Origin of the sequence: Mycobacterium sp. IS-2888, from assembly GCF_001954215.1 — a bacterium.
GTDB lineage: Bacteria > Actinomycetota > Actinomycetes > Mycobacteriales > Mycobacteriaceae > Mycobacterium.
The window spans coordinates 24389-36446 of sequence record NZ_MBET01000028.1 but is presented as its reverse complement, the minus strand read 5'-3'; the positions used below and the strand labels follow the sequence as shown (position 1 = coordinate 36446).

The window sequence follows — 12058 nt, the reverse complement described above, 5'->3', positions numbered from 1 at the left end:
ATCTCAAAGCGGCCCGCCATCGCCCGCATCGAGTGCGGATCAGTCATAAAACGTGTTGCCATCTTGGCTATCTCCTTTTCGTTCGAGCCTTCGGCCTGTCGAAGTTTCCGCGGTCGGTATCGGTTCGTTGGTGGCCGTATCGCGGATAGAGTACGGCGCAGCGGTTAACAGCTGGCCTCAAATGCGTGACATGTACCCCCTTTTTTTCCGCATCAGACGACGACCTGTTTGGGCATGACAATGGGCTTGACCCCGTACCGTGGCCCAGCCCCGTAGGCACCGGCACCCTTGGCGGCGGCCGCGGCGCCCGGCATACCGGGCATTGCCGCCACGGGCTCCTCGGTGGCGGCGGTCCAGCCCGAACCCGCGAGGGGAGCGGTGGACGAGGCCGCCGACGCCGGGGCTGCCGCGTTCCAGCTGGCCGGTACCGATAGACCGCCGACCGCGGACGCCTCGCCCAGGGTCGCCGACGTTGCCGCGCCCGACACCGAGCCCACCATCGTCCCGGGAATGATGCCCGCGCCGGTGGCGGGTGCAACCGCGTCCGAGAGGGCGTAGGGGATCGATCCCACGGTGCCAAGTTTTTGCCCCAGTGCTACGCCGTTCGGGATGGCGTTCATGGTGAACCAGGCCCCGGTGTTCACCGCTCCGTTGATGGCGTTGAAGACGGACGGAGTGCCGATGAAGTTGTCAATCGAGGACAGCAAGCCGTCGGTCGTAAAGGGCAGCGAGGCGGCGGCCGGAGCGGCCAGCGCCTGGACCGGGGCGTTCACCGCCGAATTGGCGACCGCGGCGGCCTGAATCCCGTCGGCGGCCGGGTTGGTGGCCGGCGTCATCGGCGTCACCGGCTGCAGGACCCCGGCCGCCATCGAAGCGGCCTGATATGTGGCCATCATCGTGGCGTCTTGGACCCACATCTCGGCGTACTGGGCCTCGGTCGCCGCGATCGCGGCCGAGTTGACACCTAGAAAGTTGGTCGCGATGAGCGTTGCGAGCAATGTCCTATTGGCCGCGATCACCGGCGGGGGCACCGTCGCGGCGAACGCCGCCTCGTAAGCGGCCGCCGACGCCGTCGCCTGGGCGCCCGCCTGCTCTGCCGCAGCTGCCGAAGTGGTCAGCCAGGTCACGATGGGCTGGGACGCGGCGGCTGCCGCCGCCGACCCGGCACCCGTCCACTGCTCGGTGGTGAGCAACGTGATGATCGATTCCCATTGCGTCGCCGTCGTACTCAGCTCGGCGGCCAGGTTGTTCCATGCCGTCGCGGCGGCCATGAGTGGTCCCGCGCCCGCGCCCGCGTACATCAGGCTCGACGTGATTTCGGGTGGGATAGCTGCGAAATCCAAAACCATTTTTCTGTATTCCGTTTCTATGGAGGGAATTTGGCGGGTTGTTGACTAGACGGCCGTCGGTTTGGGCATGACGAGGGGCTTCACGCCGTAGCGCGGCGCACCGAAGCCGGCGCCGCTGCGCGCTCCCGAGACCATTCCGGGCATCCCCGGGATGATCCCCCCGGTCCCGGCCTGCGGCGCGCCGGCGGTCCAACCCACGGTCTGGATTGGGGTGACCGCGCTGGCCGCCGGGCCGACCGTGCCGGCCCAGCTGGGTGGCACCGACAACTTGCCGACCATGGTCGCGTTGCCCGCGGCGGCCGCCGGCATCGCACCCACACCACCCATGCCACCGACGGGCGCCATCGGCGTCGTCGAGTTGGCGAGGTCCGCGCCGGCGGCGGCGTCGCTGACAGATGTGTCCAGCAGACCGCCACTTGCCAGACCGAGCAGGTCGGACCCGGCGGAGGCCCAGTTGCCGCCACCGATGTTCAAGATGTTCGCACCGTTGCTCGACAGGCCGAAGATCCCACCGAGCATGTTCGGGTTGGTGCCGTTGCCCGTGCTACCGAGGAGGTAGGCAAGGAAGTCGAGCGGAGTGTTCGACGGCGTGGCAGCTGCGGGGGCCGCGGCACTTGAAAGGGCGCTCGCGGCCGCATTGGAGGCCTCGGTGGCGCTATATGTTCCGGAGCTGGTGCCCAGGGTGCTCGCATACTGCTCTTGAATCGTCTGCGCCTCGGCGGCAAGCGTCTGGTACTCGCTGCCGAACGCGGAGAAGATCGCCGCCTGCTGGGCCGATACCGGATCGGCGGCCGCGGGAGCGATGACCGTGGTCGCCGCGGCGGCGCCCGCGTTCTGCGCCGCCAGGTTGGAGTTGATTCCCTGCAGCAGCCCCTGCGCAGCGAGCAACTCTTCAGGCAATGTTGTCAGAAACGACATCTATTAGCTCCTACTGTGTGAACCATGCCGACCCATGCGCTGGGCCGACCCTGTGCGTTGGCGTACGGGCCCCTGTGTAATGGCGTAAGGCTAAACACCTCGGACACCACATTCCCGACCGAAAGGGTTAGCGTGACAGCCGTTTACGGCTTCTTAACGCGGAGGCGGGCAGTTTTAACAAGCTCACACCGGGTGACATAGCCGTGTCATCTGATTTGGGGTCGCGAACCAGCGGTTAGACCCGCGGCCGCCGCATCCTAGGCGAAAGTCACTCCGCGCGCATGCCCAAGATTTGGCAAAGTGTGGAATGCGGCGGGGTGCGCCGGGCCTGGCATCCACGCGCTAAATTCGCCGCCGGGCCCCCATAGCCCAATTGGCAGAGGCAGCGGACTTAAAATCCGTCCAGTGTCGGTTCGAGTCCGACTGGGGGCACGACGTTTGCGCAAGTAGATGACGCGAAGGTAGTGACCACGCTGCTGGACAGCCCTCGCCGCAATTCGCGTTCATCGCCCGAACAAGCGCCAAGCTCACCTATGACCGTCGGGGTGCGGCTCGCTGGATCCGACTGGCGTTTCGCCGGCGCTGGTCGGTGAAGTCCCGTCTGCCGCGAGCGCCTCACCGACGTCATGGTTGCCAAAGATGCTCGCGATGACGTGGCTAAACGAGGTGCGGCCAACGTTCTCGCCGCCTGGTAGTTCGCTGTGTACCTGGAGCGCCCCGCAGGTAAGAAACGACGCGACCACGCTGAACACCTCTATACCGACGTTGAGAATCTGCGTGAGGATGTTTTCGCTGCTCGACCCGGTGGGGTTGCTCATGGCGCGATGGCGTTCGCGGCCGACTCGAATTTGGCTGCCATGGCAGTTCTCCCTGTTCGTTTTCTCGAACAGCGGAAACGCTACGCCTCTATGGCATCTCGCGCGCGTACCTAAGCTTATGGGACGTAGCGACCCGGATTATCCGGTCAGGAAGACCAGCCGGAACTTACCGATCTGGACTTGGTCGTTATTGGCTAGCACCGCTGAGTCCACTGGCTGACGGTTGACGTAGGTGCCGTTGAGGCTGCCGACGTCGGCGACGACCCAGCTGCCGTCCTTGTCGAGGCGAAACTCGGCGTGACGGCGGCTCACAGTGACGTCGTCGAGAAGAATGTCGCTATCGGGATGGCGGCCTGCCGAGGTGACTGGCTGATCGAGCAAAAATCGAGAACCGGCGTTCGGGCCACGTTTGACAACCAGCAGCGCCGATCCGCTTGGCAGTCCTTCGGCGGTTTCCGCCTCGGTAGGAGCGGCCGGACCGTCTTCCACCTCGTCGAGAAAGTGGTCACCAAAATCCGCGGTGGTCTCCGCCGCCGCCTGATTGAGGTTTCGGTCATCGTCGCCGTGGTTCACAGTGTTGTTTCACCGCCTGCCACTCTTGTCCGCTTTGCATGGTGCCAGCCCACTGGACGCTAGAAGAAGTACCCGAGTCCGGCGGTCTTACGCCCCCGGATCGGCGAGCTTGTGCAGCTGCCGCGCCTTCAGGGTGCGGATGTATTGGCCGAACATTCTTTGAGATGTATCGCAGAATTTCCCGCCTCGATCCGTGAACGCTTTTCTAGAGAAGGCGACGCACCCGCATATCAACGAAGCATTCCAAATGAGTCACGAAGGAAAACATCGATTGGCTCGGTGATCCGCGATCCTTACATTTGATCAATGAATGTCAAAATAGTGGCCGTGACCAGCGCGCTTGCGCTCGCGGGCGGAATCGCTGCGGCACCGCTGGCCACTGACTATCCCGCACTGGACTTGCCTACGTTGCTAATGCTGCGTTTCTACACCGTCCCGACGGATCGGTCTTGCGACGATGGGGCCTGTAAAGCCCCCGCGAACGACCAGCCGGTCCAAGCGGACGAATTGGCGGCATTTCGCGCACAAAAATGAAATGCATTGGTATCAACTATCTTTGGGAGCTATGCAGTCTTTGGGAACTATGCAGCGAAACGACCACGCTGGATAGACGCCTTCCGATTCAATCTGCTTGTTGCGCAACAACATATCCATGACCCCTACAGCCACCTGCGGGTTTGGCGTTTGTAGTGTCGATAGGACTCGCCGAACGTGGCCTCCAGGCACCGCTCCTCCCGCGCAATGACGCCGCGGTCGACCACGATCAAGACGCCCAGCAGAACGATGAGGGCCCACGGGGCATTGGCGAGGATGACGATGCCGGCGTACGCCAGTGCCATCCCCAGATAGCCCGGATTGCGGCTGAACCGGTAAGGGCCCGTCGTCACAAGTGCGCTGGACCGCTCGTACGGGTTGATCGTGGTGCGGGCTCGCGCGAACGCGCGAATGAACGCTATGGCCAGCAGGCCACCCGCCAGCAGCAGCGCAGCACCAACCGGCATGGCAAGTCCGGTCGGGATCGAGATGGGCGGAAGAACGGCATCAAGGGCGAATCCGCCCGCCAGGCCGGCAAGGTAGATCAGCAGCGGGGGCGCGATTACCCGCGGAGTTCCAGCTCCCGCCCCGCCTTCCGATTCGACGCCGGTGCCCGGATCCTCGTGGCTCATGACTAGCAGTCTACTACTAATAAATAAGTAACAACAATTGGAAGAGTAGTTCTAACTTTCAGATTGCTACTATGCCTCTATGCGGAGTTATCAGCAGTTCTGCCCGACGGCCCGGGCTCTGGACCTAGTCGGTGAGCGCTGGACGCTGCTGATCGTCCGAGAGCTCCTGTTCGGCGCCAAGCGCTATACCGACTTGCAGGATGGGCTTCGCGGGATCGGCCCGAACGTGCTCGCCGCTCGTTTGCAATCGATGGAAACCAACGAGTTGATCCGCAAGCGTCGCCTGCCGCCGCCCGCGGCTTCGACGGTGTACGAACTCACCGAACTCGGCGATCGCCTGCGTCCCGTGGTGCGCGCGCTTTTCGAATGGGGCCTCGACGTCATCGACACGCCCAGCGCGGACGACACCGTCAAGGCCAGCTACTGGCTTCCCGCCATTCACGCTGCCGTCCAAGTGCAATCACCCTCGAGCGATATCGACGACGAGTACGAATTCCGGGTCGCAGACGAGGCGATCACCGTAGCGGTCAAGGCCGGAAAGACAGACGTCCGGCAGGGGCCGGCCGACAGGCCCGACGTCGTGCTGCTCACTGACACCCAAACCTTCATCGGCCTCGGCAGCGGCCGAATCACGCCGGCGGAGGCAATCGAGGCCGGCGCCCTCAGGGTCGAAGGAGACCCGGGCGCAGCTCAACGATGCGCGGAACTGTTCGGACTCTCCGACGGGTAGGGCCCGAAGGGGTGAAGCGACGGCGGGTGGCCGTGGCGCAAACCGGCGGCCATACACTGACCCCCCGTGGGCATGCTGTTTGGATTCGCGCCATGGATCGTCTATTGGGTGCTAGTCGGTAACGTCCCGTTCAAGGCGGCGGTGTTGGTCGCGCTGGCGATCGCCGTCGCCGTGTCGGTGATCGGGCGCGCTACCGGCAAGCCGGGTCGCACGCTCGACATCGGCGCTGTCGCAACGTTTCTGGTGCTGACCGTGCTCACGTTTACGCTCAGCGAGTCCTTCATGCAGGGCTGGATACAGACGCTGAGCAACGCCGGGATCTTCCTGGTCGCGTTGATCAGCCTGCTGGTCGGCAAGCCGTTCGTGCGTGAGTACGCCGCGGCCGAACAGCCCGCCGACGTGGCTAAGACCGAGCTGTTCGGCAGGATCGTCACCATCCTGACCTGGATTTGGATCGCGGCCTTCGCCGGCATGACGGTGTCGTCGGCGATCCCACCGATCGTGCAGCGCCTCGGCGGAGAAGAGGCCACCATCCTCGACACCAAGACTCCGCTGTCGTTCGTCTGCTACTGGGTCATTCCGTTCTCCCTGCTGGGCGCGGCGGCCTTGGCGTCGCGCTACCTGCCCGACCGGATGCTGGTCGGTATCGAAGACGTCGCGCGGGAAACCTCGTTCGTTGCCTACGACGAAGCCACCATCGACGAGCTGTACTACCTCGCCCAGGAACACGCCAACCGCGAGGTCGGCCCGGGCAAGGAGGCCTACAACGTCAAGGTCGGGGGCATGGGAACCCCGCTGACCGGGGACGAGTCGCGAAAATCGTGGCCCTCGACCTACAAGGTGCGCGACAAGCGTCACTGACCTGTCACCCCAGCGTCCACCCCACCGCGACACATAGACCACGCACGCGACACGCCGGAAAACGTCGCGGCGGCTTATGTTTCGGCGACGGGGCCGGGCGGGCCCAAGAGTCGGATACGTTGGTGAGGGCGGGGCGACTCGAGACGGGCCCCGCATCTTGCGGCCAACCGAGGAGCACGCATGAATGCGTTCAGCCCAGATGCCATTCGCGCAGAAACGATCACCATCACCGGCCACGGCGGCGACGAGATCGAGGCCTACCGCGCGAGCCCGCTCGCCGAGGGATCGCGCGGCGGAATCGTCTGGATCCACCACATGCCCGGCTACGACCGGGAGACCAAGGAGTTCGTGCGCCGGCTCGCGGTCAACGGCTATCACGCCGTGGCCCCGAACCTGTACTCACGCGAGGCCCCGGGCGCCGCTCCCGACGATGCCGCCGCGACGGTGCGGGCCGCGGGCGGGGTGCCCGACGAACGACTGGTCGGCGACGTCGCCGGAGCGGTGGAGCACCTGCGCACGCTGCCGGGCGCGAACGGGAAGTTCGGTGTCATCGGGCACTGCTCGGGCGGGCGGCACGCGTTCCTGGCGGCCTGCTCGCTGCCGTTCGACGCCGCGGTGGACTGCTACGGCGCGTTCATCGTCGAGGACCTGCCCGAGGGCATGCCCAAGGCCATGCAACCGATCCTGCATCTGGCGCCGAAGTTGAGTTGCCCGCTGCTGGGCCTATTCGGGCTCGACGACAGGTATCCGGCGCCGCCCGCGGTGGCCACCCTCGATGCCGAGCTGGCCAAATTCGACAAGCCACACGAGTTTCACTCCTACGAGGGCGCGGGCCATTCGTTCTTCTCCGTGGACCGTCCGGCCTACCGGGTCGAGGCCGCGGTCGACGGCTGGCAACGCATCGACGAATTCTTCGCCACCCACCTGAAAGGCTAGGTGTCCCAAGCCATGTGCACATATCTCACCGAACACGTCGAGATCGACGGCAGCGGCAAGGGCGCAACGGGATGGTTTGGCGCCGACCGCGCGACGGTCTACGTCGATCACCCCGTGCATGCGCCCTACGGCCACACGGTCAACATCGACGTCCTCAACCCGCAGCTGGGTCCGTCGGCGCGGGTCGCCCTCGAACTCACCGAGGAAAGCGCGCTGAAGCTGGCCGACGCCATCCGAAAAGCGATCGCCCATGCACCCGCCGGGCTGGCGTCGAAGGATCAGTAGGTGTCCCATGGCTAACGACATCGGGCACGGCGCCTACCCGCAAATGGCCGCCAGCCGTGGGCGGATCGAGCCCGCGCCCCGCCGGGTCCGCGGCTTCCTCGGCCACGAACTCGTATTCGACACCACCTCGGCACGCTATGTGTGGGAATTTCCTTATTACCCAGCGTATTACGTGCCGCTGGCCGACGTCCGCGAAGGATTCCTGCGCGACGAGAACCATCCGCAGACGGTGCAGCTGGGCCCGTCGCGGCTGCACTCGCTGGTGGGCGCGGGCCAAACCTACCAATCGGCAGCGCGGGTGTTCGACGCCGACAGCGCCAGCCCGGTGGCGAGCACCGTGCGCTTCGAATGGAATCCCTTGCGGTGGTTCGAGGAAGACGAGCCGATCTACGGCCACCCGCGCAACCCGTATTCCCGGGTCGACGCGTTGCGCTCGCACCGGCACGTGCGGGTGGAGCTCGACGGGGTCGTGCTGGCCGACACCCGGTCGCCGGTGTTGCTCTTCGAAACCGGTTTACCCACAAGGTATTACATCGATCCGACCGACATCGCCTTCGAGCATCTGGAGCGCAGCTTGACGCAGACGTTGTGCCCGTACAAAGGGGTGACGTCGGGCTACTGGTCGGTGCGGGTCGGCGACACCGTGCATCCCGACCTCGCGTGGACGTACCATTACCCGCTGCCGGCCGTCGGCCAGATCGCCGGCCTGGTGGCGTTCTACAACGAGAAGCTCGACATCACCGTCGACGATGCCGCCCTGCCCCGACCGCAAACTCAGTTCAGCTAGGCGTCGCGACGCGAACCGAAATGAATATTTAAACCACCGCACACACGGTCGAAACATTTCCATTCGAGGCTTCACCCGTCTACGGCGTCACTTCGCACCGCAGCTGATTTAAGGCCCGACGGCTCGAATTGGGGTGTGTCTGAACCATGTTGCCCTATCCCGACTGGGTGAATTCCGGAGACAACGCCTGGCAGCTAGTGGCCGCGACCTTGGTCGGCCTGATGAGCATTCCAGGCATCGCCGTCCTGTACGGCGGCATCGTCCAGAAGAAGTGGGCCGTCAACACCATGCTGATGGCCTTCACCGGGTTCTCACTGGTGCTGGTCGTGTGGGTGCTGTGGGGTTTCAAGATGGGCTTCGGCGAGCCGCTGAAGCTCGGCCCGGGCATCCTGCAGGCCGCGGTCGGCAAGCCCCACACCATCTTGGGCTCCGCCAACCAGCAACAGGCGGTCATTCCGCTCCTTGACGGGGCGATGCCCAAGTTCCGCTTCTCGGAGACGACGCTGGCCTACTTCCACTTCGCGTTCGCCGCGATCACCCCGCTGCTGTTCCTCGGCAGCGTGGTCGGCCGGATGAACTTCAAGGTCTGGCTGATCTTCGTGCCGCTGTGGTCGACGTTCGCGTACTCGGTGAACGCGTTCCTGCTGTGGGGTGGCGGCTGGTGGGCGCAAGCCCCACACGCGGCCATGGACTACTCCGGCGGCTATGTGATCCACCTTGCCGCCGGCACAAGTGGTTTCGTCGCGGCGGCGGTTATCGGGCCCAGGCTGGCCCGGGACCGGGAACGAGCGGTGCCCAACAACCTGCCACTGGCAGCGATCGGTGCGGGCATTCTGTGGCTGGGCTGGAACGGGTTCAACGGCGGCGACATGTACTTCTCCGGCGCCAACGCGTCACTGGCCGTGATCAACACGAACCTGGGCACCGCCGTCGGGGTGATCACCTGGGTGGTGTGGGACATTTTCGCGAGCAAGCAGCGCAAGCCGACGTTCCTCGGCGCCATCAACGGCATGATCACGGGCCTGGTCGCGATCACCCCGGCGGCCGGTTACGTGAACAGCTTCGGCGCCTTGATCATCGGCGTCGTCGCCGCTTCGCTGGTCTGGATGTCCTGGAACTGGCTCGGCAGGGCCAGGCTGTTCAAGAAGGTCGATGACACACTCGGTGTGTTCCACACCCATGGCGTGGCGGGCCTGGCGGGCGGATTGCTCGTCGGGGTACTCGCCGACCCGAAGATCATCGTTTACCTGGGCGGCAGTACAGGTCAGGACGTGTCCATGTCGGGCTGGCTGTGGGGGCATCACCCGAAACAGCTATTGATCCAGCTCGGCGCGGCGGGCACCGTCATCGTCTGGGATGCGTTCGTCACGTTCGTCATTCTGAGAGTCCTTGGCCTCTTTATGAAGTTGCGGCTGCCCGACGAGGTCCTGGAGACCGGCGACCTCGGAGTGCACGACGAAGAGGCTTACCCCGACGAAACGCTCGTCACGGGTCGGCACGTCGAGCCGTTGGTGACAACGCGGGCCGAGGCGCTACCATCCAACCCCGCTGAGCCAGTGGATGATTGACCATGAAGCTGATCACTGCGGTCGTCAAGCCCTTCGCACTCGACGAGGTCAAGCACGCCGTTGAGTCCGCCGGCGTGCTGGGCATGACCGTTACGGAGGTCCAGGGGTACGGCAGGCAACGCGGGCACACCGAGGTCTACCGCGGAGCCGAATACAACGTTGATTTCGTCCCAAAGGCCCGTATCGACGTCGTGGTCGACGAGGAGTATGTAGAACGAGTCGTTGGGGCCATCGTCACGGCGGCCCGCACCGGCAAGATCGGCGACGGCAAGGTGTGGGTCTCCCAGGTGGAGAGTCTCGTTCGCATCCGCACCGGAGAACGCGACCACGAGGCGCTTTGACGCGGCGTTAAGCGCTACCGGGACAATGCGTTTCGTTGCACTCGTGTTGGTCGAGCGGGAAATCTGGTGCGCGGCTTCACGTTTCGATCCTGCCCGCGATTAGTGAATTTTTCGGCTGACAACACGCCACAAACGCATAAATGTGACGTTTGCCTCGTTTTAGGATTAATTATAAGAATTTCTTACCCGACGCCCGGCGACGCAGGCGCGCGAAGCGTTAGCGATCCCAGCGAAAACAACTGCTGGAAGAGGTGTGCGGCGTTCGCTGCGCCACAGGCCGGCGGATGACCGACAATCGCAATCTAAGCGCAGCCTGAGTGGCCGACGTGACGTGCGTAACAGCTCTCGAATTTGCCGCTTCTGCACCGATATTCCGTGACTAAACTCTGACGAAAGCAGTCACCCTAAACGGTGCTGGAATCCGGTTAATCCCGTGCGGCGAACAGGGCTCGTCAGAGCTGTCGCGCGCGTGGATTCCGACGAAAGGCGGTACCAGCATGAGAAGTGTCAACGGCCCCACGGCCGCCCATGACGGCCTGGATCGCCCGGTCCTCGAGCTTGGCAGCGCGCCCGGTTTCCCCATCGTCGTCGAGGTCGCCGTGCACGAGGGCCCCATCAGCGGCGTCGCGACCAGCCCCGATGGCGCCCGCCTGTTGGTGACCAACTACGGCCGCGACAGCGTCTCGGTCATCGACACCCACACCTGCCGGGTGGTGGAGACCATCGCGGGCCTCGACGAACCATTCGCGATCGCCGTGGGCAGCGAGCGCGCCTACGTCAGCGCGGTGTCGGTCGCATACGACTCGATCGCGGTCATAGACCTGCCCACCGGCACGGTCGTCGCGACCCACCCGGTGGCCCACAGCGTCACCGACCTGGCGGTCAGCCCCGACGGGAGGCACGTCTACGGCAGCCGAAACGCCGCCCGCGGCGCCGACGTCGCCGCCTTGGACACCACGACCGGCGACGTCGAAGCGCTCGACATCGCGACCGCGCCGGGAACCACCACCGCATGCGTGCGCGTCAGCCCCGACGGCGGCCGGCTGTATGTCGGGGCCAACGGGCCGGCCGGTGGTCGGCTGCTCGTGATCGGCACGCGCGGCGAGGCCGGGCAGACCGGATTGCGCGTCGTGGGCACCGTCGACATCGGTTTGCCCCTTCGCGACGTCGCGCTGTCTCCCAACGGTGCCGTCGCCTACGTGGCCAGTTGCGATCCCGGGCTGGGCGCCGTGGTCGACGTCGTGGACACCGCCACCCACAAGATCGTCGGGACGCGCAAGCTCGGCGAGATCGGCGGCACTCTCACCGGTTTGACGCTCAGCCGCGACGGCGACCGCGCCTACCTGGTCAGCGACGACGGCATCGCGGTGCTCTGCACCCTGACCCACGACGTCGTCGGCACCGTGACGGTGGCCAATCAGCCGTCGTGCGTGGTCGAAAGCCCGGACGCGAAGTACCTCTACATCGCCGACTACTCGGGCACGGTCACCGTCGCGGCGGTCGCCTCGATCGTCGCGTTGGGCACCGAGACCGCGGCCCCCGAGGCGCAGATCCCGACCGACTGGGTCACTCCCGAGCTGCTGCAGTACGAGCCTGCGCTCGCCTAGCCGCGCGGCCGGCAAGGCGCGGGTAAACGCGCGTTGTCGGGGGAACCCGTTTCCCATCGTCGCGCGCGGCGATAGCATTCGCCCGATTGATCATCAGGCGGTGCTGCGACCCGTAAGGC

14 protein-coding genes and 1 tRNA gene are annotated in these 12058 nt (G+C 65.1%); 10 read left to right on the top strand and 5 right to left on the bottom strand.

The features are described 5' to 3' along the window. Nucleotides 1–212: 212 nt before the first annotated feature. Entirely contained in the window at nucleotides 213–1349 is a 1137-nt protein-coding gene (locus A5745_RS05510; RefSeq protein ID WP_076115395.1) for a PPE family protein, read from the bottom strand. A gap of 45 nt (nucleotides 1350–1394) precedes the next feature. Further along, nucleotides 1395–2267 (bottom strand): PE domain-containing protein, encoded by an 873-nt coding sequence (locus A5745_RS05505; RefSeq protein WP_076115394.1) that lies wholly within the window; start codon nucleotides 2265–2267, stop codon nucleotides 1395–1397. A gap of 358 nt (nucleotides 2268–2625) precedes the next feature. Between A5745_RS05505 and A5745_RS05500 the strand changes: the two genes are divergently transcribed. Continuing rightward, nucleotides 2626–2699, top strand: a tRNA-Leu gene (locus A5745_RS05500). A 95-nt stretch (nucleotides 2700–2794) separates the two neighbouring features. Here the strand turns inward: A5745_RS05500 and A5745_RS05495 are convergent. After that, on the bottom strand, nucleotides 2795–3085 hold the full coding sequence (locus A5745_RS05495) for a hypothetical protein (RefSeq protein ID WP_076115393.1): 291 nt from the start codon (nucleotides 3083–3085) through the stop codon (nucleotides 2795–2797). A gap of 138 nt (nucleotides 3086–3223) precedes the next feature. Next, nucleotides 3224–3658, bottom strand: a complete 435-nt coding sequence (locus tag A5745_RS05490; protein ID WP_076061770.1) for an FHA domain-containing protein — start codon at nucleotides 3656–3658, stop codon at nucleotides 3224–3226. Nucleotides 3659–3985: 327 nt separating this feature from the next. On the opposite strand from A5745_RS05490, the gene A5745_RS24875 reads away from it, so the two are divergent. Beyond that, nucleotides 3986–4192, top strand: coding sequence for a hypothetical protein (locus tag A5745_RS24875; RefSeq protein ID WP_139331338.1), 207 nt, complete (start codon nucleotides 3986–3988; stop codon nucleotides 4190–4192). Between the two features lie 125 nt (nucleotides 4193–4317). Here the strand turns inward: A5745_RS24875 and A5745_RS05480 are convergent, their stop codons facing one another. After that, complete coding sequence (locus tag A5745_RS05480) at nucleotides 4318–4824, bottom strand: isoprenylcysteine carboxylmethyltransferase family protein (RefSeq protein ID WP_083662741.1); 507 nt, start codon at nucleotides 4822–4824, stop codon at nucleotides 4318–4320. A gap of 79 nt (nucleotides 4825–4903) precedes the next feature. Between A5745_RS05480 and A5745_RS05475 the strand changes: the two genes are divergently transcribed. The 8 genes from A5745_RS05475 (at nucleotide 4904) to A5745_RS05440 (ending at nucleotide 11939) form a co-directional block, all read left to right on the top strand. Next, a complete protein-coding gene (locus A5745_RS05475) occupies nucleotides 4904–5554 on the top strand; it encodes a winged helix-turn-helix transcriptional regulator (RefSeq protein WP_076115392.1) in 651 nt (216 codons plus the stop codon). A 66-nt stretch (nucleotides 5555–5620) separates the two neighbouring features. Then, on the top strand, nucleotides 5621–6415 hold the full coding sequence (locus A5745_RS05470; RefSeq protein WP_076061776.1) for a hypothetical protein: 795 nt from the start codon (nucleotides 5621–5623) through the stop codon (nucleotides 6413–6415). A gap of 180 nt (nucleotides 6416–6595) precedes the next feature. After that, nucleotides 6596–7351, top strand: coding sequence for a dienelactone hydrolase family protein (locus tag A5745_RS05465; RefSeq protein WP_076115391.1), 756 nt, complete (start codon nucleotides 6596–6598; stop codon nucleotides 7349–7351). Nucleotides 7352–7363: 12 nt separating this feature from the next. Continuing rightward, nucleotides 7364–7636, top strand: a complete 273-nt coding sequence (locus tag A5745_RS05460) for a DUF6295 family protein (RefSeq protein ID WP_076061830.1) — start codon at nucleotides 7364–7366, stop codon at nucleotides 7634–7636. Between the two features lie 7 nt (nucleotides 7637–7643). After that, complete coding sequence (locus tag A5745_RS05455) at nucleotides 7644–8423, top strand: DUF427 domain-containing protein (protein ID WP_076115390.1); 780 nt, start codon at nucleotides 7644–7646, stop codon at nucleotides 8421–8423. 146 nt (nucleotides 8424–8569) lie between these two features. Further along, nucleotides 8570–9991 carry an ammonium transporter gene (locus tag A5745_RS05450; protein ID WP_076115389.1) on the top strand — a complete coding sequence of 474 codons (1422 nt, stop codon included), beginning with the start codon at nucleotides 8570–8572 and terminating at the stop codon, nucleotides 9989–9991. Nucleotides 9992–9993: 2 nt separating this feature from the next. Then, complete coding sequence (locus tag A5745_RS05445) at nucleotides 9994–10332, top strand: P-II family nitrogen regulator (RefSeq protein WP_076061784.1); 339 nt, start codon at nucleotides 9994–9996, stop codon at nucleotides 10330–10332. A gap of 497 nt (nucleotides 10333–10829) precedes the next feature. Further along, complete coding sequence (locus tag A5745_RS05440) at nucleotides 10830–11939, top strand: YncE family protein (RefSeq protein ID WP_076115388.1); 1110 nt, start codon at nucleotides 10830–10832, stop codon at nucleotides 11937–11939. The last annotated feature ends 119 nt before the right edge of the window (nucleotides 11940–12058 follow it).

What these genes read in the sequence shown, in the direction of transcription:
- A5745_RS05510 (WP_076115395.1), bottom strand. Translation starts at nt 1,349, where the DNA reads ATGGTTTTGGATTTCGCAGCTATCCCACCCGAAATCACGTCGAGCCTG.
- A5745_RS05505 (WP_076115394.1), bottom strand. Translation starts at nt 2,267, where the DNA reads ATGTCGTTTCTGACAACATTGCCTGAAGAGTTGCTCGCTGCGCAGGGG.
- A5745_RS05495 (WP_076115393.1), bottom strand. Translation starts at nt 3,085, where the DNA reads ATGAGCAACCCCACCGGGTCGAGCAGCGAAAACATCCTCACGCAGATT.
- A5745_RS05480 (WP_083662741.1), bottom strand. Translation starts at nt 4,824, where the DNA reads ATGAGCCACGAGGATCCGGGCACCGGCGTCGAATCGGAAGGCGGGGCG.
- A5745_RS05475 (WP_076115392.1), top strand. Translation starts at nt 4,904, where the DNA reads ATGCGGAGTTATCAGCAGTTCTGCCCGACGGCCCGGGCTCTGGACCTA.
- A5745_RS05465 (WP_076115391.1), top strand. Translation starts at nt 6,596, where the DNA reads ATGAATGCGTTCAGCCCAGATGCCATTCGCGCAGAAACGATCACCATC.
- A5745_RS05460 (WP_076061830.1), top strand. Translation starts at nt 7,364, where the DNA reads ATGTGCACATATCTCACCGAACACGTCGAGATCGACGGCAGCGGCAAG.
- A5745_RS05455 (WP_076115390.1), top strand. Translation starts at nt 7,644, where the DNA reads ATGGCTAACGACATCGGGCACGGCGCCTACCCGCAAATGGCCGCCAGC.
- A5745_RS05450 (WP_076115389.1), top strand. Translation starts at nt 8,570, where the DNA reads ATGTTGCCCTATCCCGACTGGGTGAATTCCGGAGACAACGCCTGGCAG.
- A5745_RS05445 (WP_076061784.1), top strand. Translation starts at nt 9,994, where the DNA reads ATGAAGCTGATCACTGCGGTCGTCAAGCCCTTCGCACTCGACGAGGTC.
- A5745_RS05440 (WP_076115388.1), top strand. Translation starts at nt 10,830, where the DNA reads ATGAGAAGTGTCAACGGCCCCACGGCCGCCCATGACGGCCTGGATCGC.